Source organism: Bacillus sp. EA-CB0995 (assembly GCF_055814245.1).
Window position 1 is genome coordinate 1554102 of record NZ_CP169269.1, and the last position, 25808, is coordinate 1579909.

Sequence of the window (25808 nt, forward strand, 5' to 3'; positions counted from 1 at the left end):
ACAATGAGAATGGTGGACCTAATTGCAAAAAAACGTGATGGTAAAGCATTAACGACAGAAGAAATTAATTTTATCATTGAAGGTTACACAAATGGTGATATTCCAGATTACCAAATGAGTTCACTTGCAATGGCAATTTTCTTTCAAGATATGAATGAGCAGGAACGTGCTGATTTAACGATGGCAATGGTAAATAGCGGCGATACAATTGATTTATCAGCGATCGAAGGAGTAAAAGTAGATAAACATTCAACAGGCGGTGTTGGTGATACAACTACACTTGTATTAGGTCCATTAGTCGCAGCTCTTGGTGTACCAGTTGCAAAAATGTCTGGTCGTGGTCTTGGGCATACAGGTGGTACAATTGATAAATTAGAAGCAGTTCCAGGATTTCATGTGGAAATTGAAAACGAGGAATTTATTCGTCTTGTAAATGAAAATAAAATTGCTGTTATTGGTCAAAGCGGAAACTTAACACCCGCTGACAAAAAGTTATATGCACTTCGTGATGTAACGGCAACAGTAAATTCTATTCCGTTAATTGCAAGCTCTATTATGAGTAAAAAAATTGCAGCTGGTGCGGATGCAATCGTACTTGATGTTAAAACAGGTGCAGGTGCATTTATGAAAACGGATGAGGATGCGAAGCAATTAGCTGAAGCAATGGTTCGCATCGGTAATAATGTTGGACGTAAAACGATGGCTGTTATTTCTGATATGAGTCAGCCTCTTGGTGAGGCAATCGGTAACGCTTTAGAAGTGAAGGAAGCGATTGATACATTGCAAGGAAAAGGGCCAAAAGACTTAGAAGAGTTATGTTTAACGCTTGGAAGTCAAATGGTGTACCTAGCTGGACATGCTTCTTCTTTAGAAAATGCGCGTGAAAAGCTAATCGAAGTCATGAACAACGGAAAAGCACTAGAAGCATTTAAAACGTTCTTAGCAGCACAAGGCGGCGACGCTTCAGTTGTAGATGATCCTTCTAAAATGCCACAAGCACAATATAAGATTGAAGTAGAGGCAAAAGAAGATGGATATGTATCTGAAATCGTTGCAGATGAAATTGGAACAGCAGCAATGCTTTTAGGGGCAGGTCGTGCAACGAAAGAATCTGAAATCGATTTAGCAGTTGGACTTATGCTTCGTAAAAAAGTGGGCGATAGCGTGAAGAAAGGTGAAGCGCTTGTAACAATTTACGCGAACCGTGAAAATGTAGAAGACGTAAAACAAAAAATTTACGATAACATGAAGGTATCTGCAGAGCATGTAGATGCACCGAAGTTAGTACACGGTATCGTAGAAAAATAAAGTGACAATTTGTTCACGAATTGTGAGATAAAAAAGGCTAAGGAGTTTGCTCCTTGGCTTTTTTTGCATATAATAATAATGGGTGAAAATATGATAAGAATTTGTGCAGTAACAAAAGAAAATGAAGTATTATATGATTTGTCATTAGAAGAAACAAAGCGAGAAGATATTGTGTGGTTTTGGCTAGATTTATGTAAACCGACGAAAGAAGAGTATACATATATTTTACAAGACTATTTCAAATTCCATCCCCTTGCGATTGAAGATTGTTTAGAATATGTACAGAGGCCAAAGGTTGACTTTTATGAGGGGTATCACTTTTTAGTTCTTCATGCTTTTAGTGAAGATGGATTAGAGCCGCATGAAATTGATTTGTTCGTTAGTGATCATTTTGTTGTATCCTTTCACTTTTCGCATAATAAGGCGATTGAACGAGCGTGGAATAAACTTGGGGAAAGACAACGTATAAAGAGAAGCACGCTTCATGTGACGCATACAATTATTGACCAAATTGTCGATGATTATTTTGCTCCGGTATATTATATTGAAGATCATTTAAATGCAATTGATGACAATTTAACAGGAGATACAACAAGTACTGTATTAGAAGAGGTATTTGATATTCGTAATGATTTATCAAAATTACGAAGAACAATTGTACCAATGCGCGATTTATTGTATCGTATTTTAAATTCAACGCGTTTTCATGGTGTGAATGATCATGAAATTTATTTTAAAGATATTTATGATCACCTGTTAAAATTGTCTGAGATGATTGAAACAAGCCGAGAGCTGACAGCTGATATTCGCGATAGCTACTTTTCGCTAAACTCTCATCATATGAATAACATTATGAAAACGTTAACAGTTTTTTCAACCATTTTCATGCCATTAACATTTATTGTTGGTGTATATGGAATGAATTTTGACAACATGCCAGAGTTAAAGTGGGAGTATGGTTATTATATTTGCTTAGCCATAATGGCTCTTATTGGTGGTGGCATGATGGTATGGTTTTATAAGAAGGGCTGGTTTAAATAAAGTGAAACTTTCATCAGTAGGGGCTTTCTCCCCTCACTGATGGTTAGTTGAACCAATCGGGCACAGTCCGCCACCTATCCTCTTCGTTTCTCTCTACATCTTGAGGTGGTGATCTTATTGCCTGCGAATAGCGGGATAATAAAAAACCCCGGGAATTTCCCGGGGTTTTTATTTAGCCGATGGCGTGTAACACAAACATGAGTAAGAAAAGACATGTGATAGTATAAAGAGGTTTTGCAACTTCTTTATGTTTACCAAGTGCTACTTTTAAGATTGGGTATGCAATGAATCCAAAAGCAATACCATCAGCAATGCTATATGTGAGCGGAATCATAACGATAATTAAAAACGCTGGAAATCCTTCTGAAAAATCGTTCAGAGGAATTTGTTGAATGTTTGTAATCATTAAACCGCCAATAATAATTAAGATTGGAGCGATTGCACTATCTGGAATTAACTTTACAAACGGTAAAGCAAACAATGAGACAAAGAATAATCCGCCAGTGACGATAGACGTCAGACCTGTCTTACCGCCCGCTGTAATACCAGCAGCACTCTCTACTGTAGAAACAGTTGGACTTGTGCCAAATAGACCGCATGTCATCGCTGAAATTGCATTTGCTTGATAAGCACGAGGGAATTTACGCTTATCTTCTAATAAACCGTGTAAAAGTCCCATGTTTTCAAAAATGAGTACCATACTCAATGAGAACGTTGCAATTAAAAATGGTAAAGAGGTCAGTTTCCCAAACGACATTGCACCAAAAATATCACCATAGTTAGCAAATGAAAATGAACTATTGCCAACTTGACTTGTATCAACAATACCAAACAACCAGGAGATTCCGGTTCCAATTGCAATAGTCCATAAAAAGTTTCCACGTACATTACGAATAAATAAAACTAATGCAACAATAAGCGTAAGCAGAGTTGCTAGAACAACTGGACTACTTAATTTTCCTAATGCAACAGCAGTATTCGAATTCGCAACGACAAGACCACCTTTTTGCAAGCCGATAAATGCTAAAAATAGCCCGATACCGACAGTGATTGCTTCTTTTAACGACTTTGGAATTGAAGTAGAAAGTGTGCGAGCAATTGGTGTAAACGCGGTAATTGCGAAAATAATACCAGCGATAAAGACAGCTGCTAATGCTTCTTGCCAAGTTAAACCAAGTGTATGCACAGCTGTGTACGTGAAAAATGCATTTACTCCCATACCTGGTACAAGAATCATTGGTGCATTTGCCCAAAATGCCATCAATAGACAGCCGATAAATGAGCTAAATACAGTTGCTAGAATTCCTGCTTCAAGGGGAATACCAGCATCTGATAAAATAGATGCATTCACAATCATAATATAAACAATCGTGAAAAATGATGTTACACCAGCAAGTACTTCTTGTTTTGGTGATGTGTGATGTAGGTCTAATTTAAATGTTTTTTCAAGGATTCCTTTCATGTTAAACCTTCTTTTTCATATCCCTCTCCCGCCCGTGATATCCCTATATAGGACTCACCGTCTATTATTATAACAAAACAAAGAGTTTTTACAATAAAAAAATGAGAACGTTTTCTTTTTTACTAGATGTACAATTAAATATAGGTGAAAATAGCACGGACAGTCGAAATGATTTCCAATTCTCCTGATTGAATAGGAGGAGCACCGCTATGGACAGCGGAATAAGCAACAAATTCCCGCGGCATATGAGAGGACTCTTCAACGACAGAAATGGGAATGGGATTTACATTTAGATTATATGTACTAGCAATCGTCCTTGCTTTTTCTTGGGCATTTTGCACAGCGAGTACTAATGCTTGTTTGTAATAAGCATTAGGCTCTGAAACGCGAAATACAAGTCCTTTGGCGACATTTGCCCCGTTTGCTACAGCTGCTTCATATACTTCCCCTGCTTTTTGTACATTTAACACAATAATTTCATATAAATGCTCAACTTGATAACCGCGTAACATAGCCTTTTCGTTCACGTATTCATATTGCGGTGTAATGGTGTAAGAAAGCGTTTTGATATTTTGCTCTGTAATTCCAAGTTGTTTCAAAGAATCAAGTAATTTAGCAGAAAGAGCAGCATTTTCTTCTTGTGCTTGCTTTACATTTGTACCTTCAGTACGAACACCAATTGTTAACACGACAACATCAGGTTTTGCTTTTACGACACCTTCACCTTGTACAGTAACAGTTGCTTCTTTGCCATTACGTAATTCATGTGAATATAGGGGCATTCCAATTTGCATAACTGTTCACCTTCCTTTCTCTATTTATATGAAAGAAGGGAGTCCATTTTTTCCTTAAATTTAGAAATATAGTGGAAAATCTAAGTTGAAAGAAAATATATACAATTAAGGTATTCATGCATTATAATATGTGTAAATATTATAAAAAAGGGTCGAGAACAGTGAACGAAAAACGAGAAGCACTTATTTTAGACTTATCTATCTCCTTTCGGAAAATGATTCGTTTATTACAAAATGATATTAATGAACTCTTTTCTGAGCATATGCCATGGAATGAGTTTTCTGTACTGCGTGCATTATATTGGAAAAGCCCGCAAATGGCATCGCAAATTGCAAGTGAAGTGAATGTTACATCGAGTCATATTACAGCGGTTACAGATCGCCTTGTTCGTAAGGGGCTTGTAACGAGAAAGCGCTCTGATTCAGACAGGCGCATTGTTTATTTAGAAATTACGGATACCGGGAAAGATGTTGCCGAAAAGCTTGAAAATGTTCGAAAAGAATATTATAGAGAGAAGTTCCAGGACTGGAGCGATCAAGAAATTGAAATGGTATTAGAGCTCTTTGGCAGAGTTCTATGAAGAATAGAAAAGCAGAGATTGCTTTTCTATTTTTTTATGGCTTCATCATACTATAGAACGGATGCGCTGCATAAAAACAGACCTACATTCCTATACTTTACCTATATGGAATAGGGGGCAGACTATGAAACGTATTGTTTCTTTTGGAATTATTGGTATATGTGTACTATGTTACAGTATAGAGATAAGTGCAGCGTCTCCAAATCAAATTGTACAAAAAGAACTAGAATATCTTTCAAATCATAAGCCTGTTTTATACTCACAATTATGGATGCGCTCGATGCAAACTTCTGTTTTGTTTCATCATAGTGATAACATTCATCATCAAGATACTTTACATAATATAAAACATTCCTCCCTCGTAAAGGTAAAAGAAATTTCACTGGCCAAAGCCTCTGTTTATATTCCGCGAGTTTCTCAGTATGTGTCAAAATTCGGAAAAGAAAATGTACAAGTGTACTATTTAGCTGTGCAGTATGATGTAAAAAAAGAAAATCCATACCAACTAAATGGAATAAATTACTTTTTACAAGTATTTGTACAAGAGTATGGGGACTGGAAAATTGCTGAAAGTGTTGTCGCACCGACAGACCAAATCGTGACAAACGATGATGGATTTGGGACAGACGAAGAGAAGACATATAGCGAAAGACGAAAGAATGCAAAATAGCCTCCTGACTAGGAGGCTATTTTCACGTTGTTTATCTCGCATTAACGGGCAGTAAGACCCCCACCTCAAGATTGAGAGAGCAGCGAGGAAGATAAGTGGGGGATAACTGCCCGTAAGTCGATTGGTTCAACTAACCATCAGTGGGGGATGAAAAAACCCCCACTGATGGAAGTTTCACTTTATCTGATAAAATAGTTACTCTTCACTGTTTTAACCGAAGACACAACCGCGTTCTCTTTAATGGAATATACTCCTTCAGCTGTTAAGCGTACAGCCGGTAGATGGGTCGATGTTAAAAAGAACATTGTATATAATGGATCGATATGCTGATGTCCTCTTTCCTTTAGAAGTTGCACAAGCCCTGTCGTTTTTAAAATCAGTTCATGCATGGGCAACTTGCTCATTTTCCCTCCAAGCGGCAATTCCAAATTGAATAAGGTTTCCTTCCCTTCCATTAATATGGTACCGCCCCCTTGATCGAGCAGTTGGTTTACAGCTTTCACCATAATATCTTTGTTTTGCCCTATAACAACGATATCTTGAGATGCTGTGTAGGTTGTCGCTACAGCATCTAGGTGATCGGCAAATCCTTTTAATATGCCGTTAGTAACCCATTTCCCCTTTTGATCAATAAGACTGACATAACAATATCCTTTTCTAGCCTCCAACTCAATAATGCCTTGCTTTAGCGGTAATGCTTCTAGACTGGATTTCGTAATGACCGCATTAAGCATTTCTATTACAGGGACTTCCGGGTTTTCAGCGGTCATATCCAGCCATTCCGGTTGAACACGCCATTCTATGTGCATAGGTTCAAACTGCAATTGTTGCCAATCACATACAGGAAACGGCTTCAAGAGCTGTCCGTTTGTCACAACCAGCTGTCCGTTTGCTATAACCTTGACCGGGGAAGGCTTGCTTATATCCTCGAGAAATAGAATATCTGCGACTCGTCCCGGAGCGATTCCACCGATTTCTTGATCCAATCCATAATATGTTGCGGGATTTAAAGTGGCCATCCGATAAGCGGCATGGAAAGGAACACCATTATCGAGAGAAATCTTAATAAGATAGTCCATCAATCCATGTTGAAGAAACGGAGGCATGGAGCCATCTGTTGTTAACATAAGCCTTGAAGCGGAAGAGAAATCAAAGTTGAGCTCTTGTAAATCTTTGATTAGGCCCGGCAAATCAGGACGTATAGAGGAGTGACGCAAAGTTGCATACATACCTAAACGAAGCCTTCTGATTACTTCCTCTCCAGTGATAGCTTCATGACAAGCCGTAACACCGAGTGCTGCCAAAGCATTTAAGGTTTCACTGGAAGCTCCTGGGTTATGCCCCTCAATTCTTTTGCCAAGCCTCCGTGCTTCTGCTATTCCTTCAAGTATTGTTTCATCGCCAGTCAAGGCAGCAGGCCAAGCAGTTAATTCGCCAGCTTGTATAACCTGCTTATGACTAAGTAAACTGACCAAGCGCTCAGTCGTGAATTTCGCTAACATATCCGGGTGGTTGCTTTGTGGATCCATCCTTGCCCACCAATAATTTTTGACAGGTAAATGACTGCTGTAGTCCATTAAATATTCAAAATCCTTCTGATTTGTATTTAAATAAAATATTAGATTATCATTCACTAAAGTCGTTGTACCTAAGCTTAAAGCGAATTCTCCAAATGAGGTAAGATTATAATACTGATATGGATGTGCATGAGGTTCGATGTATCCTGGAACTAATGTAAAACTGGATGCATCTATAATTTGCGTTTTCTCATCAATCTGCGGTTCCCGTATTCCTACATAAGCAATACGATCTTCATATAAAACAATATCTTTTCTTTCCAGCTCTCCTGTGTATACATTAAACACAATTCCTCCTGTAATCCAAATTGTTGCTGGATGCTTACCCTTTGATACTTCTATAAGTTTCCACAATGTATCCTTTTCAATGGCTCTCATGTAAGTCTCCCCCTTATCTGCTTTTTCCACGCTCAGAATTATTTCAGTTCACGTTAAGATGTCTAAAAATTCAGTTTTATACCTTTTTATATTTTACTATAAAGGGGGATTACAATGTAGACTATCTTTCCTTCTTCTGTTTTTTTGTAGGTTAAATCTATGCTAGAACCGCGCAGCAAACGAAGTGTGACTCACTTTTTCAGGTTCTGTTCTACATAGTACATATGAAAACTCCTCTTTCAATTGTAAAGAGGAGGGGGGAAAGGCAAGTGTATGGTGACAAGTTTGGTTTTCAATATATTGAAAATAGCCTCCTGACTAGGAGGCTATTTTGCGTATAAAGAAAGTTTATGTTTTAACATTCGTTGTAAAATGACGTATGTCAAAATGCTAAACCCTATAAAATACATATAGTGAAGCGGAATAGATTTACTGCCATCAGTGAAAATTTCGCTGCCAAGAAGTCCGAAACAAATGGAAGTACATATTGAGAAATAGACATGAAGTCTTTGATATAGCAGTATTTTTCCATTGTGCTCATTTGGTGAGCGTGCATATAAGTAGGTTCCTAATGGAAGACAAATAATCATATAAATTGCAGGACTTAGTAGTGTCCAAGCAGACGGAATATGGTGATAAGTAGGTCCTGCATGTATAGTTCCGTCTTCATTTTTTATAGCTTCTCTATGTGGATCATAGTCGTAGCTAATAGTGAAATGAGCAAGGGGAGCTATAATACTTGTGTTTTCTGTATACAGTGAACTTTTATTATAAGCATTATTATATTTTTGTTGTGATAAATCAACATGCAATGCAAAGAAAGGAAACACAAGCTGAAAAATATAAATGGGAAAAACCATTATAATATAACTTAGCGCACTTTGTGAAATAATGTTTCCTGTAATGGTTCCGATAAAGAGAGTTAATGTGTACACTGCAATCAATGTAATAATCGTATACACGAAGTATAGATGAAACAACGTAAATGATTGATACTGAGCATGTATCGTAGTTTTGTAGACGATATACATAAGAAACCAACTTACGCTAAGTGCACTTACGATATGAACCGTACCGAATAACCATTTTGATAAAAACAGGTGGGAGCGTTTAAATGGCATAGACCAAAGAAAATCAATCGATTGATTATGACGTTCCCAACCTATTAATATGGTAGCCAATCCAATTAATAGTAGAGCAGGAAAAAATGTAGGACTGTCTCCGCTCAAATGATATAAATAATAAGTATCCGTAGTGTCGTGCAAGTACTTAGCTTTGTACTGTGCATTCGTATAATATTCATATGGTAAGAGATACAACGTACTTAGCCAAAATAGCACAATGACATACTTCCCTTGTTTCCAGTTTTGCATCCACAATGCTTTCTGAAACATGTAATTCACCTCAATTTATACGTATATTCTTTTTGATTAAAATAGTATCGTTACTTTCCACCGATAGAAAAATTCCATTTAAGTAGATGTGTAAAAACGAAGTAGCTGACAATGCTGGCTATGAAAAAACCGACGTAATAAGAAAGGAATGCATCTCTTCCTCCGAGTAATCTGCCCCCAAATAAAGCAAAACAAAGAACAGTACAACCAACAAACCATTTCTGTAACTGTGGAAACAATAGTATTTTTCCGTTTTGTTCGTTTGGAGCACGTGTGTAAAGAAAAGTTGCGATTGGTAAAAAGATAATGATATAAGCAAATGGCGTCAGTAATTTCCACGCAGATGGAACAGATGTCGTTTCCTTTGGATCGTCTTGCGGCAATGTGGAAATTTCATTTCCGTGCTCATCGAACTTCGCGATAGGATGGTAATTAAAATGAATGTTGAAAGACTCTAACGGTGCAACGATACTTACATGTTGTAAGTATTCATGAGTTTTACGCTCTATTTCTCCTAATGCTTCTACTGAATCTCTCGTATGAGTATATACAAATCCGGATATTAACAATACTAAACCGTATGGTAGAAATAATAGAATTGCAGTTAAGCTACTTTGTGAGAAAATATTTCCGGTAATGGTACCGATAAATAAAGTGAATGTATAGGTTGCAATGAGTACAATCGTAGCGTATAAAAAGTAAGTGTGGAATGGAGTAAATATTTGATACTGATCGTGAAACGATACGTTCTTTATTCCATACATACTTATCCAACAAATGATATTTACTGTAATAATGTTCAACACGCCAAATAACCATTTTGTTAAAAAGATATCTTTTCGTTTAAAAGGCATAGAGAAAAGAAAATCAGTTGATTGATTATTTCGTTCCCATCCAATCAAGACGCAGGCAAGTGCAATGAGAATGATACCTTGTAAGAAGACGGTGTCAAATGTATTAAAATAATAGGAATAATAATAAACATAATCATCAAATTTCATTTTAGATTGGCTAAGCTCTGATTGAGCAGCACTATAATATTCATAAGGTAACAAATATAAACTACTTAACCAAAACAATAGAACAATATATTTCCCTTGTTTATACGTTCGCATCCATAACGCCTTATGAAACATGTGACCCCTCCTCAAACGCTGTAACAAATACATCCTCAAGCGACATTGACAATTCTTCTAATAAGATCGGCTGCTCTTTATGAAATTTCTCTAACGTAGCTGCTACGTTGCCTTCGATTAAGACGGTATATACTTTTCCTGTTTGGTTTAATACTTTCACATTACATAAATTCACTAGCTTTTGTGGTAGTGAGCGTTCGTAAGCTACTTGGATTTTTGCATAGCGTGATTTTGTATCTTCTAAAGCTGTGATAGATGCAATTGTATGATCTTTTAAAATGATGACTGTGTCTGCGATTTTTTCGACTTCATCTAGGTGATGTGTAGAAATGAGAATGGTAATTTCTCGCTCTGCCACTTCTTCGATTAAAAACTGAAGAATCTGTCTTTTTGCAATAGGATCAAGTCCATTTGTCGGCTCATCTAAAATTATATATTCTACTCCAGTAGAAAAAGCTAAAATCATTGCTAGCAAAGCTTTCATTCCACGAGAGTAACTGCGAATACGTTTCTCTGGTAAGTTAAAGCGTTCTAGTAGTTTATAAAAATAGTCTTCATTGAAATTATGATAGACTGCCTTATAAAATTTTACGATTTCTTTTACTGTATATCCGCTTAATACGTTTGTAGAGTCTGGGACATATACAACCGTTTGTTTCACTTCAGGATGTTTGTGCACGTCTATTTCGTTATATGTAACAGTTCCTTCATCTGGATTTAATATTCCAACAAGTGTTCGCAATAGTGTTGTTTTTCCAGCTCCGTTTCTTCCAAGTAATCCGACGATGCTTCCTTTTTTAAAGTAAATGAAATATCTTCTAATATTATTTGGTTATCAATTGTTTTCTTTACGTTTGTCACCTTCAGCATGAGTATTTCCTCCTAATTCTTTGTAGTATGAATCAATCCAATCATGAATTTTTTCTTTTGAAATACCGAGATATGAAGCTTCTAGTAATAATTGATGAAATTGTTTTTCCACCATAGCAATTTTCCTTTCATCTTGTGTTGGAGTAATCGATTGGCATACAAATGTTCCTTTGCCGCGCAGCGTTTCAATAATTCCTTGTCGTTCTAACTCTTTATACGCTTTACTCACTGTATTTGGATTTATCACGAGTGAAGAGGCAAGTTCCCGAACAGAAGGGAGTTTATCATTTGGTGCGAGCATTGCTTTTAAAACTAGTTCCTTTACGTTGTGAACAATTTGTTCCCATATCGGAGTGTTGCTTCTTGGATCAAGTTGAATGTGCAAGAGCAATGCCTCCTTCCTGATGAATTTTTAAGTGTACTATTAAACGTAATACACTTAATACAATATATAGCATACTTTTGTTTGTCAATGCTATTTTTAGAAAAAGATGGTATAAAAACCCTTCATCTGGAAAAGATAGGTGTGATATAGAATGGAGGGTTAGTCATGAAGCGATTGATTGGAATACTTGTTTGTTTCATGTTATTGCTTTCCGCTGTTCCAATTGGTTTTGCGCAGTCTGAGAAAAAAGAAGCAGAAACAAAACCAAAGCTAGCGGAACAAGCATCGTCAGCGATTGTTATTGAACAGGATACGGGAAAAGTTTTATTTGAAAAAATCCAAATGAAAAGTTGCCACCTGCTAGTATGACAAAAATTATGACCATGCTACTCATTATGGAGCAAATTGAAAAAGGAAAGCTAACACTGAAAGATAAAGTGAGAACGAGTGAACATGCAGCTTCTATGGGCGGATCACAAATTTTCCTGGAGCCTGGTGAAGAAATGACAGTCAATGAAATGTTAAAAGGTATTGCAATTGCATCTGGAAATGATGCATCAGTTGCAGTTGCTGAACACATTGCTGGGTCAGAAGAAGGATTTGTAGACATGATGAATAGAAAAGCAAAAGATTTAGGACTTAAAAATACTCATTTTCAAAATCCAACAGGCCTTCCAGCCAAGAACCATTATTCAACAGCATATGATATGGCAGTTATGGCAAAGGAATTAATGAAATATCCGTTAATTCGTAAATATACAGGTAAATATGAAGATTATTTACGAGAAGATACGGATAAGAAATTTTGGCTTGTAAATACAAATAAGCTTGTTCGTTTCTATCCAGGTGTTGATGGCGTGAAAACAGGCTTTACAACAGAGGCAAAATATTGTTTAACAGCATCTGCAGAACGAAATGGCATGCGCGTTATTTCTGTTGTCATGGGGTCTCCAACATCAAAAGAACGGAATGCGGAAGTAACGAAGCTTCTTGATTATGCATTTAGTCAATATATGACGAAAAAAATGTATACAAGAGGCGAAAAAATTCAGACGATAAAAGTAGGAAAAGGGAAAAAGAAGCGGTCGACTTAGTTGCGTCTGACAATGTTTCTCTACTAATGAAAAAGGGAGAAACGATGAAAAATATCAAAAAAGAAGTAGTGGCTGAGGAAAAAGTGAAAGCTCCAATTAAAAAAGGAGATGCTTTAGGTACACTTGTCATAAAAAAAGATAATCAAGTATTACTCAAACAGACAATTGTTGCGAAAGAGGATGTCGCAGCAGCAAGCTGGTGGGAGTTATTTAAACGAAGTTTTGGGATGTTTTCGACATCGAAATAGCGGCAATTTTGTTGCCGCTTTCTTTTGTTGAGTTTGTTGTTATTTCAATGGTAAGAGATGTTGCTAGAAGGTTCATTTTATGACGAAATAGTACTTCTTTTGTCAGGTGGAAGGATTCTACATTTATTTTAGAGAAAAACTTCTTATATGTTTTGCGTGTATACGCGAATTTTGAATGTAAGGAGGAAATAGGGTGAGTCTTTCCATTCATTTAGAAGTAAAGCGTGACGTCTTATGTGTTCGTTTAGCAGGCGAACTGGATCATCATGCTGCCGAAGAGTTGCGAGCGAAAGTCACTGATATGATTGAGACGCATCATGTTCATCATATTATTTTAAACTTAGAGCAATTAGCATTTATGGATAGCTCTGGTCTTGGTGTTGTGTTAGGAAGATATAAACATGTCAAAAGCTTAGGCGGCGAAATGGTTGTATGTGCAATTTCTCCTGCTGTAAAGCGCTTGTTTGAGATGTCAGGGCTATTTAAAATTATTCGTTTAGAAGAAAATGAAGCGCATGCGCTCGCGACATTGGGGGTGGCGTAGATGAGAAATGAAATGAACCTTCAATTTTCAGCATTAAGTCAAAATGAATCGTTTGCTCGGGTTACGGTTGCGGCTTTTATTGCACAGCTCGATCCAACGATGGAAGAGTTAACTGAAGTGAAAACAGTTGTGTCTGAGGCGGTAACAAATGCTATTATTCATGGGTATGAAGGGCATGCAGATGGCATTGTGTATATTACGGTTATTTTGGAAGATGACATGGTAAAGTTAACGATTCGTGATGAAGGGATTGGAATTCTAGATTTAGATGAAGCAAGGCAACCCCTTTTACAACAAAACCCGAATTAGAGCGTTCCGGAATGGGATTTACCATTATGGAAAATTTTATGGACGAAGTAGAGGTTATTTCTAATGAATCTTTCGGGACAACGATCCATTTGACGAAGTATCTATCAAAAAGTAACGCTCTATGCAATTAAGGAGAATTGCCTATGGACATAGAGGTCAGAAGTGAAAAAGGAAAAGGAAAAGGAAAAGGGCAGTTAAAGGATCACGAGTTAAAAGAATTAATTCAAAGAAGTCAAGATGGTGATCAAGGAGCGAGAGATTTAATTATACAAAATAATATGAGACTTGTTTGGTCGGTTGTACAACGTTTTTTAAATCGTGGTTATGAGCCGGAAGACTTGTTTCAAATTGGTTGTATTGGTTTGCTAAAATCTGTCGACAAATTTGATTTATCTTTTGATGTAAAGTTCTCAACATATGCGGTCCCAATGATTATTGGAGAAATTCAACGTTTCTTACGTGATGATGGGACAGTGAAAGTAAGTCGTTCTTTAAAGGAAACTGGAAATAAAATTCGCAAAATGAAAGATGAATTATCAAAAGAGTATGGCCGTGCACCGACAGTTACTGAAATAGCAGAGGCGCTAGAGTTAACGCCAGAAGAAGTTGTAATGGCGCAAGAAGCAAGCCGTACGCCATCATCCATACATGAAACGGTGTATGAAAATGATGGTGATCCTATTACCATTTTAGATCAAATTGCGGATCGTTCTGAAACGAAGTGGTTTGATAAGATTGCTTTAAAAGAAGCGATTCGTGAATTAGATGAACGTGAACGACTGATTGTGTATTTACGGTATTATAAAGATCAAACGCAATCGGAAGTAGCGGAGCGCTTAGGAATTTCTCAAGTACAAGTGTCACGGCTAGAAAAGAAAATATTAAAGCAAATGAAGGACCGAATAGGCGAATAGTCTATTCGTTTTTTTATTTCAAAAAAAGTTGTATTAGAAAATTTTCCAATATCCATACTACAACTACGAGGAATAGTTAAGAGGTGATTGGAGTGGAGCAAACGATATATGTAAAGATGAGAAGTCGCCTGCAAGTGTCGCCTGCTTATGAGATTAAAGTTGGTGATGTTGCACAAGTAGTTGGAGATTCAGACATTGTAGACGAAATAAAACGACAGGCTGTATACAAAATTACAAAGAAAGATAAAACGCATGTGGTAATTGATGTGATGAAAGTCATTCAGCGCATTCAACAGTATTCTAGCAGCTTACAAATTAATTTGCTTGGTTCAGCACAAACTATTGTTGAAATCGTATATGAGAAAAAACGAGTAAATCCATTTTTTTGGAATGGTTTGGCTATTACTATTTGTGGGAGCTGCCCTTGCAATTATTTATTTTCATGAAGACGTTAGTATGCAGCAAGTACATCAACGCTTGTATTACATGATTACAGGAGAAAACAATAAAAAGCCACTTTTATTTCAAATTCCATATTCGTTAGGACTTGGACTTGGAATGATTCTTTTTTTAATCATGTTTTTCAAAAACGCATTAATGAGGAGCCGAGCCCATTAGAAGTTGAAATGTTCCAATACCAGCAATCTCTCGATCAATATGTGATGATGAATGAAAATAAAGAAATGATAAAGAAAATCCCAAATGATTGAATATATCGGGGTAATCTTTATTGGATTTGCTGGTGGAATTGCTGTTGGAGGAGGATACGTTGCATTTTTAACTGTATTAGGTGTGATTCCAAGGCTTGCTCAGTTAACAAAAAGTGGTCATCGTGTTCAATATTATGAATGGGCTGTTGTGAGCGGTGCATTAAGCGGCGCATGGTGCAGTTTACGCGATATCACATTGGTGGCTTCACCGTATTGGCTTTTGCTCCTTGGATTGTTATGTGGCACATTTATTGGAATGCTTGCCGCTGCCTTAACAGAAGTGCTGAATGTACTTCCGATATTGGCAAAACGTGTTGGGGTTGATGGGAAAATTGTTATTCTTCTTATCGCACTTGTTCTTGGTAAGGTGGTAGGTTCTTTATTTCATTGGATTTATTTTGTGAAATAGGAGGTATGTAAATGACACCGCGAAAATTGAAAGATGATTATACAAATAACGTAAAAAAGTATCAATCAAAACCTAACTATGTTATGAATTGCGTCAAGGCTTTTGTTGTGGGAGGGCTTATTTGTATATTAGGTGAAGCTTTGATGAAGATGTATATACACTATTTTGATTTTACGGAGAAAAATGCGGGGAATCCAGCAATCACAACATTAATATTATTGTCGGCCATTTTAACAGGGATTGGTGTATATGATAAACTTGGACAATTTGCAGGGGCAGGGTCAGCAATCCCGGTTACTGGATTTGCAAATTCAATGGTGAGTGCAGCAATGGAACACCGCAGTGAAGGGATTGTTCTTGGGATTGCCACTAATATGTTCAAGATTGCTGGAAGTGTAATTGTATTTGGTGTTGTTGGAGCGTATGTTGTAGGTCTCATTCGGTATACATGGAAGCTGTTTATCTCGCCCTAATGGCAGTAATCTCTCACCTTAAGATTCAGAGAAAACGAAGAGGATAGGTGAGGTGGGAAATCACTAAGGGAAGTTTCACTTTTTGTAAGTAAAGGAGAAGACAGATGAGATTAACTGGGAAACAAACGTGGGTATTTCAAAACGATGTATATGTGAATGCGACAGGAACGGCTGTTGGGCCGGAAGAAGCGGAGGGGCCGCTTGGAGATAGTTTTGATATTACATATGATGATTTGCATTGTGGAGAAGAGAATTGGGAGCTAGCAGAAAGACGATTAATGAGAGATTCAATTCAACAAGTATTGCAAAAAGAAAAGCTGCAAGCATCTGATATCGATTTTTTTTAGCTGGAGATTTATTAAATCAAACGGTTACAGCAAATTATGTTGCTAGAGAACTTTCGATTCCATTTCTAGGAATGTTTGGAGCATGTTCAACTTCTATGGAGACTCTCGCTGTTGGCGCTGCATTTATTGATGGTGGATTTGCAAATCGCGTATTAGCAACAGTTAGTAGTCATAATGCCACTGCTGAAAGGCAATTTCGTTATCCAACAGAGTACGGAGGGCAAAAACCAACTACAGCGACGTTTACTGTTACAGGAGCTGGTACAGCTTTAATTAGTCGTGAAAGAAGTTCAATTAAAGTAACATCAGCAACCATTGGAAAAGTTCAAGATTTAGGCATAACAGATCCGTTTGATATGGGATCTGCTATGGCGCCTGCTGCAGCCCATACAATTCAACAGCATTTTGAAGATTTAAAAAGAAGTGCTGCAGATTATGACTTAATTGTGACGGGTGATTTATCTGCAGTCGGGACACCAATTACGCGGCAACTTTTATTAGATGAAGGCTATGACATAGGTAATGTCTATAATGATTGCGGTTTAATGATTTATAGAGACGACCAGCAAGTATTTGCAGGGGGAAGTGGTTGTGCCTGCTCTGCCGTGGTGACATATGGACATTTAATGAAAGAAATGAGAAAGGGGAATTTACAACGGATTTTTGTTGTAGCAACAGGTGCCTTGTTAAATCCGATTATGATTCAACAAAAAGAAACGATTCCAACGATTGCACACGGTATCGTATTTGAAAGAATAAAAGGGGTGTAATATGTGGAATTTATATATGCGTTTGTAGTTGGGGGTGCAATCTGTGTTATTGGACAACTACTGTTAGATTTTACAAAATTAACACCTGCACATGTTATGGCAATCTTCGTAGTAGCTGGCGCTATTTTAGATGGATTTGGAATTTATGATAAATTAATTCAGTTTGCTGGAGCAGGAGCAACTGTTCCTATTACAAGTTTTGGTCATTCTTTATTACATGGTGCGATGGAAGCTGCAGAAAAGCATGGTTATCTTGGGATTGGAATGGGTATGTTTAAGTTAACATCTGTTGGAATTTCAGCAGCAATTTTATTTGCATTTTTAGCAGCACTTATTTTTAAACCGAAAGGATAAACAAGATGAGAAGAAGGGTTATTTTGGTGACAGACGGAGATGAATATGCACAGCGAACAATCGAGTTACTGACAAAGGAGTTTGGGGGACGATGTATTTCGGCATCACAAAGTAATCCAACGAAATTAACAGGGAGAAAGATTGTTGAGCTTATCATGCAAACACCACATGACCCAGTTTTTGTTATGTTTGATGATAGTGGATATATTGGAGAAGGTTCAGGAGAAAAAGCACTAAAATATGTAGCAACGAATAAACAGATTGACGTGCTTGGCGTGTTAGCTGTCGCTTCTAATACGCATCATTGGGAATGGGCCCGCGTTGATGTAAGTATCGATCGAGAAGGACGGTTAACTGAATATGGTGTTGATAAGTTTGGGTTAGCGGATGTTGAAATAGGAAGGATTAACGGTGATACCGTTTACTGTTTAGATGAACTACATGTCCCCATTATTGTTGGAATTGGAGATATTGGAAAAATGTACGGAAATGATGACTGGAAGCGTGGATCACCTATTACAAAAAAAGCAATTCAAGTAATTTTAGAAAGGAGTGGGTTTTATGACCAACAAACAAAAGACTAGTATACCAATTTCTTCATTTTTAAGCGATAATGAAAATTATTTAAAACAAACAGTTGGACTTGGTGTTACGTTTGATGTGGGAATTCGTAAACTTCAAATTTTAGATAAAGAAATTGGTGTTTTTTTTGTGAACGGTTTAAGTGATTCGAACTTCATTATACACATTTTGGATGAAGTTGTTGATACGAATGAAATACAAAGGTATGAAGACAATACTGTAAAGTTGTTAGAAAATCGTCTTATTCATCAGCAAGTAAGTAAAATAAAGACGATGGAAGATGCTATATTTCAAGTTTTGTCAGGTTTAATCGTTATTTTTGTTGAGGGAGAAACAGAAGCATTTGTAATAGATGTTCGTAGTTATCCGGGACGAACTCCGACAGAGCCGGATACAGAGAAAGTTGTTAGAGGGGCCCGCGATGGATTTGTTGAAAATATTATTGTGAATACAGGTCTTATTCGGCGGCGTATTCGTGATCCTCGCTTGCGGTATGAGATGATACGGGTAGGTGACCGATCAAAAACTGATACTTGTATCGCATATATACAAGATATTGCGAATCCAGACTTAGTGAAAATAATAAAGCAAGAGTTAGAAAGTATTGAAATCGATGGTGTGACGATGGCTGATAAAACCATTGAGGAGTTTCTTGTTAAACAAGGATATAATCCTTTTCCACTTATTCGATATACAGAAAGACCAGACGTCGCTGCCAATCATTTGCTAGAAGGACATGTTTTACTATTGACAGATACTTCCCTAGCGCAATTATTACACCAACAACATATTTTCATCATGTACAGCATGCTGAGGAGTTTCGGCAAAATCCAGCTGTCGGAACGTTTTTACGTTGGACTCGATTTATTGGAATATTATTTTCACTGTTTTTATTACCACTTTGGCTTACGTTTGTACTTGATCCTACTTTATTGCCAGAAAAACTTGCGTTTATTGGACCGAATAAAACAACAAATTTGCCAATTTTCTTGCAAATCATTTTAGCGGAAGTAGGATTAGAATTTTTGCGACTGGCATCTATCCATACACCAACACCACTGTCATCAGCAGCCGGGTTAATTTCAGCTATATTAATTGGTCAAATAGCAATTGATGTCGGTCTATTTGTACCAGAAGTTATTTTATATACTGCCATTTCTATGATTGGATTATTTGCAACGCCAAGTTATGAATTAGGATTAGGGAATAAAATCGGTAAATTATTCCTTATTGTATGTACAGCTTTATTTCGAGATATAGGATTTGTTATTGGAATGACAGTGTTAATTTTATTTTTAGCATCGACTAAAAGTTTGCAGACACCGTATCTTTGGCCGTTTCTTCCATTTGATTGGGGAGCATTCGTGAAAATTTTGATTCGACCGTCTATTCCTAGTTTGAAAGTGCGTCCAAGTATAGTTCATCCACAAGATAAAAGACGACAAAAATGAGTAGAAGGAAACTTCTGCTCATTTTTATTATAAATTTATATGTTTTTAACAAAAACATAACATTTCTTTTGTACACTAGAAGTACATATGTTGTATGGAAGGGGAGATTACATGATTAAGTTATTTGTGAGTGATTTAGATGATACACTCGTTTATAATGTGAACCGGATTCATCGAGAGGATGAAAAAGCATTATGTTGGCTAGCAGAGAAAGGAACGGATATTTGTTTTGCTTCTGGCCGTTTTACTCATCGTATTCACGATGCTGTGAAGCAATTCGCTTTCCCTTATTATACAACAGGGTTAAATGGTGCGGTCTTATTAACGAAAGAAGGGGAAATGCTCCACGAATCGACTTTTAATCGTGAGATTGCCCGGGAAATATATAAATATATACATGAAAAAGAGATGGCGGATATTGTATGTGCGAAGGAGCATCGATATACGAAAAAGAAAAATGAGCATCATCGTATGTTTGAAGAATATATTCAAGTGAAAATCGCAGAAGTGGAGACATTAGATGAAGAGTTTGGACAAACTATTCATCCCGCAAAATTATTTGTATATGGAGAAGAAGCAAAAATTACAATGTTAGATGAAGAGCTGCGAAACAAGTTTCAAGGCAAAGCAGAAGTAGTGATTTCGGGAAAGAGATATGTGGATATTATGCCAGTTGGAATTAGTAAAGGAAGTGCACTGCAACTTTTAATGGAACACTTACAAGTAGAAGCGCATGAAGTAGCGTGTATCGGAGATTCCTTTAATGATGTTTCAATGTTTTCTGTGACGCCGCATTCTTTTACACTGCATCATGCTCATCCATATGTGAAAGAAAAAGCGAGTCATGTTGTTCGTTCTGTAGAAGAAGCAATTATGCAACTCCCGTTATTAGCATAAAAAAAGCTCGTCATTGACGAGCTTTTTTTAATTAAATAGTGATTTAATAAAGTCAATAAAGCTAGAGAATACACCTTTTAGACTATCTAAAAAGCCCTGACCTTCATCGGAACTTAGAAACGATGAAACATGGTCTTTCGCTTTATTTAATTGGTTACTAACTTGATCCCAATCGATATTTAGGTTTTTCATTTTGTCAAAGAGTGCTACTAAATTATTGAGTTGTTCATCAGTTAATGTAATTCCAAGTTGATCTGCAACCTTTTTAATGAGTGAACGTAAATCTTCTGTTGTTTTTGGTTGCTCTTTTGCTATTTCTTCTTTAACGTTTGCAACAAGTTGTACAGCTTTATCATTCCCGATTTCGTCACCAAGTTTTGCGGTTTGAACCATTTCTTCGTTTGCAACTTTTTTTACTTCTTCTGGAATTTCTTTTTTCGATGTTGTTTCGTAGGCCTTCATTAAACCTGTTAAAGCTGCAGTTCCTGACACTTTAAATGGTGCTGTTATGTATATATTCGCATCTTTTACACCTGCTGTAATTAATGCGTTTGTATACATTGCATCTGTTACCCAATTAATATTATTCGCTTGTACAACAAGACCAGATCCTTTTTTTGTATACGTAATCATAGAAGAAGAAATTGCTTTTGTGCCGATTTGTGCGTTTGGTACAACTCCATCTAAATATTTATGTTCTTCCGCATTTGATACTGTAATAATTTGTGTATCTTTTGGCGCTTTCATTTCTTCAAGAAGCTGTTGTTTTTGCTGCTCTGTTAAATTTTCTCCTAATGTAACAATAGACTCTCCCTCAATCACGTCTGCGTATGAAGCTGTTGGAATTAAAAAGACCATCATAGCTAATAGCAGCGCTAATAGTTTCGTTTTCACGAAAAATCGCTCCCTTTCTCTTTCTGAAATTTTCGGGCAACAAAGTAATTATAGTATATTTTCTGTATTTGTCATCCGTCTTCAGAATGATTTCTGGAAGAAATAGCAGGATTGTCGGATTTTATCCCGCTATTCGTGTGCAGTAAGCCCTTGCTGATAGAGGTTTCGCTTTATTAAGAAGGTATTGGTGTTGAAATAGAGAAGTATATTTTTAACATATTATTTATTTGGAAGAAAGAGATAGAGTGCGACCTTTGTTGAGGGCGGAAGCGTTGATTTTTAATCGTGATAGGACAGGTATATTGATTCAATGTGATACAAACGAAGAGTTTTATCCCGCACTAACGGGCAGTAAGATGGCATAAAGAGCATTCTGACATTATGTTAAAGTGGAAAGAAATTAGTAAATTGAAAGCAACGCTAATATATCCAGAAGGGGTTATGAAAATTATTGAACAGAATAAAAATGAACCTGTGCATTGGCTTGAGGAAGTAACATACTAAATTTAACAAGGTTTTTGCAATAATATTTTTGTTTATTACAGTGATTGTGGTAATATAAGGCTGAGATTGTTGAAAGGAGCTTATTATACATGAAAACTTTAGGATACATATTAATGGAAAACGGTGAAAAGATCGAATTAGAATTTTTCCCAGAAGAAGCACCAAAAACAGTAGATAACTTTAAAAAACTAGCAAATGAAGGTTTTTATAATGGGGTTACTTTCCACAGAGTAATTCCTGGTTTTGTAAGCCAAGGTGGCGATCCAACAGGAACAGGAGCAGGCGGTCCTGGCTACAGCATTCCTTGTGAAACAGATGGCAACCCTCATAAACACGGTGTAGGCGCACTTTCTATGGCACATGCAGGAAGAAATACTGGAGGAAGCCAGTTCTTTGTTGTACATGAACCACAACCGCATTTAGACGGTGTTCACACTGTATTCGGTAAGGCAACAAGTGGTATTGAGACAGTATTAAATATGCGTCAAGGCGATGTTATGAAAGAAGTTAAGGTTTGGGAAGAGTAAAATGTGAAAAGAGAGCAAAATGCTCTCTTTTTTTATTTAAAAAAGAATTTGTAAGTGAAGAGCAGTAAAAGATATATATAGGAGAATTTACGTATCTTTTATTCCGTTATTTGCAGGCAGTAAACATCCACCTCAAGATTCTGAGAAAATAAAGAAGGTAGGTGGAGGATTACTGCTAGCATACCTCGATTGGTGAGAGTTTCCATCAGTGGCGGATGAAAAAACATTGATGGAAGTTTCACTTTATGTGCCATTTAGGCTAGATACAAACAATATTATGCTAGTGGCATAATATAAATAGAATATCCATATTTGACTTCCTCTTTCCCTCTTTGTATGATTATAAAGTTGTTTTTTGGGGCAAATCTTCTCAGCTAATTAGAAATATTGTAAAATAGATATGATGTAAGATTTAAAATGCTGGTTGAGGGGATATATGATTTGTAACTTTTGTAAGAAGGGATAAATTTCATGTTAATTCGTTTTAAAAAAAGTTATGAAAAAATTGCGATGGGACTTCTGTCTTTTATGCCAATGGAAAAAGATATAAAACGATTACAAGCAACGATGAAGGATTATGAAAAAAATGATAATTGGCAGCTCTATTTATGGAAAGAAGACGATGCTATTGTTGGAATTATTGGGACGGTAAAACAAGATGAAGGTGTATTAGAAATTCAGCATATTAGTGTGAACCCTTCGCATCGTCATGTGGGAATCGGAACAAAAATGGTACAAGAATTACAAACAATGCTGCCGAATGTTACGGTATGCGGAAATGAACAAACTTCTAGATTTTGTGAGAAATGCAAAGAAGTTGAACATAATGTGCATTAATAAAAGCAGAGATAATATTATCTCTGCTTTCTTTTTTGTAATTGTATATTTCGCTCGTTAATCACATCTTCACGATTGCGGTGAGAATGTTTATGAATAATATCCGCACTTGGAGTAGAAGAAGTATCTTTCCAAGGAAGTCCTTTGTTTTTACATAATTGCATGCATATGTCTTCTAGATTCGGATCAGAAAAAGGAAGAAATAGTACTGTATAAGACTCATGATTTTGAATGATGTGCAGTCGTTCCTGAAGGAGTAATAATAGTTTTGGGTAGTCTAGACCTAATGCCTCTATGTGCTGTTTTTCATTTTGTAAAATGAATAGTGCACTTTTCATCATTCGCTCGGCACCATTCCAATTACAACGTCTATGGTGATATAAAGCGACAGCAATTTGAATAAGTCCTACCCAATGTTGTTCGCGTTCCCCGCGTGGTTTTGTTTTCCAATGTTCTTCTAAAATTTCGTGACATTCAAAGTAGTCGTAATCACTATGAAAATGAATTAAAAACTGTATGTATGCTTCATGATACATGTTTTTCACTCCTATTCTAAGCAGCGTGCATATATAGTGTATCATAAATATAAAGCGACTAGAGGTTGTTCTAGTCGCTTTATGTCAGTTAGCAGAAGCAAGCTGCGCCGACAATAATTAATAAAATAAACAACACAACCAGCAGAGCGAATCCGCCGTGGAAACCTCCAGCACCATGTACCATAGTTTGTAACCTCCTACAATGTGTACTCATTACACTGCTATCATATGAACGGGATAGGCATTGTGGCCTAGGTATACGTCTATTTTTGATTAAATTTTTGAAAAAGGTTGGATAGTGTATGGAGTATGCTCTATACTTATGGAGTGACAGAAAAAATGTGGTGGGATGATTTGTGCAATATAATTTTAAAGTTGAGGCATTTGAAGGCCCTTTAGATTTGTTATTACATCTAATTAATCGTTATGAAATTGATATATATAACATTCCTGTGGCGGAAATTACAGAACAATATTTATCATATATCCATGCGATGAAAGAATTACAGCTTGATGTTGCAAGTGAATATTTAGTCATGGCTGCGACGCTATTACAAATTAAAAGTAAAATGTTGCTTCCAAAGCATGAAGAAGATATACAGGATAGCAGTGAAGAATTTATAGAAGATCCTCGGCAAGAATTAATGGAACGTCTAATTGAGTATAAGAAATATAAGCAAGTTGCTACCCAATTAAAAGAAAAAGAGCAAGAACGAGCACAGCTATATACACGTCCTCCTCTTGATTTTATGATGTTTCAAAAAGAGGAAGATGAAAAGCTGCCGATTGATGTTACGCTATATGATATGCTGGCAGCATTTCAAAAGCTAATGCGTCGAAAGAAAATACAACGTCCGGTAACAGCTACAGTTGCTCGGCAAGAAATTCCAATTGAACAACGAATGGGTGATGTTTTAAAACAATTAGAAATGGCAGGAGGTCGTCAAAGTTTTTATGATTTATTTGCAGATGATGACCGGGAAATGGTTGTTGTTACATTTTTAGCAATTTTAGAGCTTATGAAACATCAGCAAATTGTCATTGAACAAGAGCATAATTTTGATGAAATCTTTTTATTGAAACCATAGTTGTACTGTTTGACCGAACGCAATATATTGTTGTTCGGTCTTTATGACGTATAGGGATACAAAGAATGTGAGAAAGGAGCTTTTATCGTTGGATAGACAAGAACAAAAGGCAGTTATAGAAGGGCTGCTGTTTGTAGCAGGGGATGAAGGGATTTATCCGGAACAAATCTCAAAAGTGTTAGAGATAGAAGTGAAAGCTGTAATAAAGCTTGTAGAGGAACTACAGACGGAATATGAGCAATTGCACCGAGGTTTGCAAATTGTTCAATTTGCAAAGGTGTATCGTTTTACAACGAAAAAAGAACATGCCTCGTATTATCAAAAATTGATGGATGCACCAACAGCTACATCTTTATCGCAAGCAGCATTAGAAACATTAGCAATTGTTGCCTATCGCCAGCCAATTACGAGAACGGAAATCGAGGAGATTCGCGGTGTAAAAACAGATCGCGCTTTGCAAACGCTTGTTTCTCACTTGTTAATTAAAGAAGTAGGGCGTGTAGAAGGGCCAGGACGTCCCATTTTATACGGCACAACAAAAGAATTTTTAGATACATTTGCATTACAAACATTAGATGAATTACCTGCTCTGTCAGAAGAAGGCGAAGGAATGAATGAAGCGGATTTATTCTTTGGCTCTCTACAAGAAATTTCGAAGTAAAAGCTTGGCATTTTGCCAAGCTTTTTTGTATATGAAATGAAAGCTGCGTCATACTAAATAGAA

28 protein-coding genes and 5 pseudogenes are annotated in these 25808 nt (G+C 36.7%); 23 read left to right on the forward strand and 10 right to left on the reverse strand.

Annotation, left to right across the window (positions count from 1 at the left end; translation table 11 throughout):
* Positions 1–3: 3 nt before the first annotated feature.
* Together ACEWFJ_RS08185 and corA are read left to right on the forward strand one after the other, a co-directional pair.
* Entirely contained in the window at positions 4–1308 is a 1305-nt protein-coding gene (locus ACEWFJ_RS08185) for a pyrimidine-nucleoside phosphorylase (protein ID WP_473691487.1), read from the forward strand.
* Positions 1309–1386: 78 nt separating this feature from the next.
* Positions 1387–2349 (forward strand): magnesium/cobalt transporter CorA, encoded by a 963-nt coding sequence (corA, locus tag ACEWFJ_RS08190; protein ID WP_141525086.1) that lies wholly within the window; start codon positions 1387–1389, stop codon positions 2347–2349.
* 172 nt (positions 2350–2521) lie between these two features.
* Here the strand turns inward: corA and ACEWFJ_RS08195 are convergent, their stop codons facing one another.
* Positions 2522–3811 (reverse strand): NCS2 family permease, encoded by a 1290-nt coding sequence (locus ACEWFJ_RS08195; RefSeq protein ID WP_473691489.1) that lies wholly within the window; start codon positions 3809–3811, stop codon positions 2522–2524.
* A gap of 134 nt (positions 3812–3945) precedes the next feature.
* Complete coding sequence (locus ACEWFJ_RS08200) at positions 3946–4605, reverse strand: SIMPL domain-containing protein (protein ID WP_429708832.1); 660 nt, start codon at positions 4603–4605, stop codon at positions 3946–3948.
* A gap of 161 nt (positions 4606–4766) precedes the next feature.
* Between ACEWFJ_RS08200 and ACEWFJ_RS08205 the strand changes: the two genes are divergently transcribed.
* Both ACEWFJ_RS08205 and ACEWFJ_RS08210 read left to right on the forward strand, forming a co-directional pair.
* Positions 4767–5186 carry a MarR family winged helix-turn-helix transcriptional regulator gene (locus tag ACEWFJ_RS08205; protein WP_141525087.1) on the forward strand — a complete coding sequence of 140 codons (420 nt, stop codon included), beginning with the start codon at positions 4767–4769 and terminating at the stop codon, positions 5184–5186.
* Positions 5187–5310: 124 nt separating this feature from the next.
* Entirely contained in the window at positions 5311–5856 is a 546-nt protein-coding gene (locus tag ACEWFJ_RS08210; protein WP_473691491.1) for a hypothetical protein, read from the forward strand.
* A 179-nt stretch (positions 5857–6035) separates the two neighbouring features.
* Here the strand turns inward: ACEWFJ_RS08210 and ACEWFJ_RS08215 are convergent, their stop codons facing one another.
* The 5 genes and pseudogenes from ACEWFJ_RS08215 to ACEWFJ_RS08235 form a co-directional block, all read right to left on the reverse strand.
* Positions 6036–7811 carry an adenine deaminase C-terminal domain-containing protein gene (locus ACEWFJ_RS08215; RefSeq protein WP_473691493.1) on the reverse strand — a complete coding sequence of 592 codons (1776 nt, stop codon included), beginning with the start codon at positions 7809–7811 and terminating at the stop codon, positions 6036–6038.
* Positions 7812–8137: 326 nt separating this feature from the next.
* Positions 8138–9205: an ABC transporter permease gene (locus ACEWFJ_RS08220; protein WP_473691495.1), complete on the reverse strand. Its 1068-nt coding sequence runs from the start codon at positions 9203–9205 to the stop codon at positions 8138–8140.
* Between the two features lie 50 nt (positions 9206–9255).
* Complete coding sequence (locus ACEWFJ_RS08225) at positions 9256–10341, reverse strand: ABC transporter permease subunit (RefSeq protein WP_473691497.1); 1086 nt, start codon at positions 10339–10341, stop codon at positions 9256–9258.
* A pseudogene (locus ACEWFJ_RS08230) lies at positions 10331–11211 on the reverse strand (ABC transporter ATP-binding protein). The gene ACEWFJ_RS08225 and the pseudogene ACEWFJ_RS08230 overlap by 11 nt, the downstream one beginning before the upstream one ends.
* Positions 11177–11596, reverse strand: a complete 420-nt coding sequence (locus tag ACEWFJ_RS08235) for a GntR family transcriptional regulator (protein WP_473691499.1) — start codon at positions 11594–11596, stop codon at positions 11177–11179. Before ACEWFJ_RS08235 ends, ACEWFJ_RS08230 begins: the two are co-directional and overlap by 35 nt.
* A gap of 165 nt (positions 11597–11761) precedes the next feature.
* On the opposite strand from ACEWFJ_RS08235, the gene ACEWFJ_RS08240 reads away from it, so the two are divergent.
* The 14 genes and pseudogenes from ACEWFJ_RS08240 (at position 11762) to ACEWFJ_RS08305 (ending at position 20698) form a co-directional block, all read left to right on the forward strand.
* Positions 11762–11965, forward strand: coding sequence for a hypothetical protein (locus ACEWFJ_RS08240; RefSeq protein WP_473691501.1), 204 nt, complete (start codon positions 11762–11764; stop codon positions 11963–11965).
* Positions 11962–12690, forward strand: a complete 729-nt coding sequence (locus ACEWFJ_RS08245; RefSeq protein WP_473691503.1) for a D-alanyl-D-alanine carboxypeptidase family protein — start codon at positions 11962–11964, stop codon at positions 12688–12690. Before ACEWFJ_RS08240 ends, ACEWFJ_RS08245 begins: the two co-directional genes overlap by 4 nt.
* Entirely contained in the window at positions 12606–12938 is a 333-nt protein-coding gene (locus tag ACEWFJ_RS08250) for a hypothetical protein (RefSeq protein WP_473692396.1), read from the forward strand. Before ACEWFJ_RS08245 ends, ACEWFJ_RS08250 begins: the two co-directional genes overlap by 85 nt.
* Before the next feature lie 193 nt (positions 12939–13131).
* Positions 13132–13482 carry an anti-sigma F factor antagonist gene (gene spoIIAA, locus ACEWFJ_RS08255; RefSeq protein ID WP_098310690.1) on the forward strand — a complete coding sequence of 117 codons (351 nt, stop codon included), beginning with the start codon at positions 13132–13134 and terminating at the stop codon, positions 13480–13482.
* Positions 13483–13922, forward strand: a pseudogene (spoIIAB, locus tag ACEWFJ_RS08260) (anti-sigma F factor).
* Positions 13923–13934: 12 nt separating this feature from the next.
* Positions 13935–14705 carry an RNA polymerase sporulation sigma factor SigF gene (gene sigF, locus ACEWFJ_RS08265; RefSeq protein ID WP_473691506.1) on the forward strand — a complete coding sequence of 257 codons (771 nt, stop codon included), beginning with the start codon at positions 13935–13937 and terminating at the stop codon, positions 14703–14705.
* 92 nt (positions 14706–14797) lie between these two features.
* Positions 14798–15415, forward strand: a pseudogene (locus tag ACEWFJ_RS08270) (stage V sporulation protein AA).
* Positions 15408–15824 (forward strand): stage V sporulation protein AB, encoded by a 417-nt coding sequence (locus tag ACEWFJ_RS08275; RefSeq protein WP_098310694.1) that lies wholly within the window; start codon positions 15408–15410, stop codon positions 15822–15824. Before ACEWFJ_RS08270 ends, ACEWFJ_RS08275 begins: the two are co-directional and overlap by 8 nt.
* An 11-nt stretch (positions 15825–15835) precedes the next feature.
* The gene (gene spoVAC / locus ACEWFJ_RS08280) at positions 15836–16297 is read left to right on the forward strand and encodes a stage V sporulation protein AC (protein WP_253630331.1); all 462 of its coding nucleotides are present in this window, start codon (positions 15836–15838) and stop codon (positions 16295–16297) included.
* Between the two features lie 104 nt (positions 16298–16401).
* Positions 16402–17414 (forward strand): annotated as a pseudogene (gene spoVAD, locus ACEWFJ_RS08285) (stage V sporulation protein AD).
* Between the two features lie 3 nt (positions 17415–17417).
* A complete protein-coding gene (gene spoVAE, locus ACEWFJ_RS08290) occupies positions 17418–17768 on the forward strand; it encodes a stage V sporulation protein AE (protein WP_098310697.1) in 351 nt (116 codons plus the stop codon).
* A gap of 5 nt (positions 17769–17773) precedes the next feature.
* On the forward strand, positions 17774–18352 hold the full coding sequence (gene spoVAEA / locus ACEWFJ_RS08295) for a stage V sporulation protein SpoVABEA (RefSeq protein ID WP_098310698.1): 579 nt from the start codon (positions 17774–17776) through the stop codon (positions 18350–18352).
* Positions 18330–19801, forward strand: a pseudogene (locus ACEWFJ_RS08300) (spore germination protein). The gene spoVAEA and the pseudogene ACEWFJ_RS08300 overlap by 23 nt, the downstream one beginning before the upstream one ends.
* A gap of 111 nt (positions 19802–19912) precedes the next feature.
* The gene (locus tag ACEWFJ_RS08305; protein ID WP_473691510.1) at positions 19913–20698 is read left to right on the forward strand and encodes an HAD family hydrolase; all 786 of its coding nucleotides are present in this window, start codon (positions 19913–19915) and stop codon (positions 20696–20698) included.
* 27 nt (positions 20699–20725) lie between these two features.
* Here ACEWFJ_RS08305 and ACEWFJ_RS08310 read toward each other — a convergent pair whose 3' ends face one another.
* Positions 20726–21592, reverse strand: a complete 867-nt coding sequence (locus ACEWFJ_RS08310) for a DUF1002 domain-containing protein (protein ID WP_473691512.1) — start codon at positions 21590–21592, stop codon at positions 20726–20728.
* Between the two features lie 381 nt (positions 21593–21973).
* Between ACEWFJ_RS08310 and ACEWFJ_RS08315 the strand changes: the two genes are divergently transcribed.
* From ACEWFJ_RS08315 to ACEWFJ_RS08325, 3 genes are all read left to right on the forward strand, one after another.
* Entirely contained in the window at positions 21974–22096 is a 123-nt protein-coding gene (locus ACEWFJ_RS08315) for a hypothetical protein (RefSeq protein ID WP_473691514.1), read from the forward strand.
* A gap of 89 nt (positions 22097–22185) precedes the next feature.
* Positions 22186–22623, forward strand: a complete 438-nt coding sequence (locus ACEWFJ_RS08320) for a peptidylprolyl isomerase (protein ID WP_098310703.1) — start codon at positions 22186–22188, stop codon at positions 22621–22623.
* 471 nt (positions 22624–23094) lie between these two features.
* Entirely contained in the window at positions 23095–23460 is a 366-nt protein-coding gene (locus ACEWFJ_RS08325; protein ID WP_098310495.1) for a GNAT family N-acetyltransferase, read from the forward strand.
* A gap of 17 nt (positions 23461–23477) precedes the next feature.
* On the opposite strand, the gene ACEWFJ_RS08330 is transcribed toward ACEWFJ_RS08325, so the two are convergent.
* Together ACEWFJ_RS08330 and ACEWFJ_RS08335 are read right to left on the reverse strand one after the other, a co-directional pair.
* Positions 23478–23996, reverse strand: a complete 519-nt coding sequence (locus ACEWFJ_RS08330; RefSeq protein ID WP_098310496.1) for a DUF309 domain-containing protein — start codon at positions 23994–23996, stop codon at positions 23478–23480.
* A gap of 88 nt (positions 23997–24084) precedes the next feature.
* A complete protein-coding gene (locus tag ACEWFJ_RS08335) occupies positions 24085–24180 on the reverse strand; it encodes a YjcZ family sporulation protein (RefSeq protein ID WP_098310497.1) in 96 nt (31 codons plus the stop codon).
* Between the two features lie 172 nt (positions 24181–24352).
* On the opposite strand from ACEWFJ_RS08335, the gene ACEWFJ_RS08340 reads away from it, so the two are divergent.
* Both ACEWFJ_RS08340 and scpB read left to right on the forward strand, forming a co-directional pair.
* A complete protein-coding gene (locus tag ACEWFJ_RS08340) occupies positions 24353–25084 on the forward strand; it encodes a segregation/condensation protein A (protein WP_473691517.1) in 732 nt (243 codons plus the stop codon).
* Between the two features lie 88 nt (positions 25085–25172).
* Complete coding sequence (scpB, locus tag ACEWFJ_RS08345) at positions 25173–25745, forward strand: SMC-Scp complex subunit ScpB (RefSeq protein WP_230573286.1); 573 nt, start codon at positions 25173–25175, stop codon at positions 25743–25745.
* The last annotated feature ends 63 nt before the right edge of the window (positions 25746–25808 follow it).

Coding starts and splice junctions, on each gene's coding strand:
- ACEWFJ_RS08185 (WP_473691487.1), top strand. CDS start 4: ATGAGAATGGTGGACCTAATTGCAAAAAAACGTGATGGTAAAGCATTA.
- corA (WP_141525086.1), top strand. CDS start 1,387: ATGGGTGAAAATATGATAAGAATTTGTGCAGTAACAAAAGAAAATGAA.
- ACEWFJ_RS08195 (WP_473691489.1), bottom strand. CDS start 3,811: ATGAAAGGAATCCTTGAAAAAACATTTAAATTAGACCTACATCACACA.
- ACEWFJ_RS08200 (WP_429708832.1), bottom strand. CDS start 4,605: ATGCAAATTGGAATGCCCCTATATTCACATGAATTACGTAATGGCAAA.
- ACEWFJ_RS08210 (WP_473691491.1), top strand. CDS start 5,311: ATGAAACGTATTGTTTCTTTTGGAATTATTGGTATATGTGTACTATGT.
- ACEWFJ_RS08215 (WP_473691493.1), bottom strand. CDS start 7,811: ATGAGAGCCATTGAAAAGGATACATTGTGGAAACTTATAGAAGTATCA.
- ACEWFJ_RS08220 (WP_473691495.1), bottom strand. CDS start 9,205: ATGTTTCAGAAAGCATTGTGGATGCAAAACTGGAAACAAGGGAAGTAT.
- ACEWFJ_RS08225 (WP_473691497.1), bottom strand. CDS start 10,341: ATGTTTCATAAGGCGTTATGGATGCGAACGTATAAACAAGGGAAATAT.
- ACEWFJ_RS08240 (WP_473691501.1), top strand. CDS start 11,762: ATGAAGCGATTGATTGGAATACTTGTTTGTTTCATGTTATTGCTTTCC.
- ACEWFJ_RS08245 (WP_473691503.1), top strand. CDS start 11,962: ATGACAAAAATTATGACCATGCTACTCATTATGGAGCAAATTGAAAAA.
- sigF (WP_473691506.1), top strand. CDS start 13,935: ATGGACATAGAGGTCAGAAGTGAAAAAGGAAAAGGAAAAGGAAAAGGG.
- ACEWFJ_RS08275 (WP_098310694.1), top strand. CDS start 15,408: ATGATTGAATATATCGGGGTAATCTTTATTGGATTTGCTGGTGGAATT.
- spoVAC (WP_253630331.1), top strand. CDS start 15,836: ATGACACCGCGAAAATTGAAAGATGATTATACAAATAACGTAAAAAAG.
- spoVAEA (WP_098310698.1), top strand. CDS start 17,774: ATGAGAAGAAGGGTTATTTTGGTGACAGACGGAGATGAATATGCACAG.
- ACEWFJ_RS08305 (WP_473691510.1), top strand. CDS start 19,913: ATGATTAAGTTATTTGTGAGTGATTTAGATGATACACTCGTTTATAAT.
- ACEWFJ_RS08315 (WP_473691514.1), top strand. CDS start 21,974: ATGTTAAAGTGGAAAGAAATTAGTAAATTGAAAGCAACGCTAATATAT.
- ACEWFJ_RS08320 (WP_098310703.1), top strand. CDS start 22,186: ATGAAAACTTTAGGATACATATTAATGGAAAACGGTGAAAAGATCGAA.
- ACEWFJ_RS08325 (WP_098310495.1), top strand. CDS start 23,095: ATGTTAATTCGTTTTAAAAAAAGTTATGAAAAAATTGCGATGGGACTT.
- ACEWFJ_RS08330 (WP_098310496.1), bottom strand. CDS start 23,996: ATGTATCATGAAGCATACATACAGTTTTTAATTCATTTTCATAGTGAT.
- ACEWFJ_RS08335 (WP_098310497.1), bottom strand. CDS start 24,180: ATGGTACATGGTGCTGGAGGTTTCCACGGCGGATTCGCTCTGCTGGTT.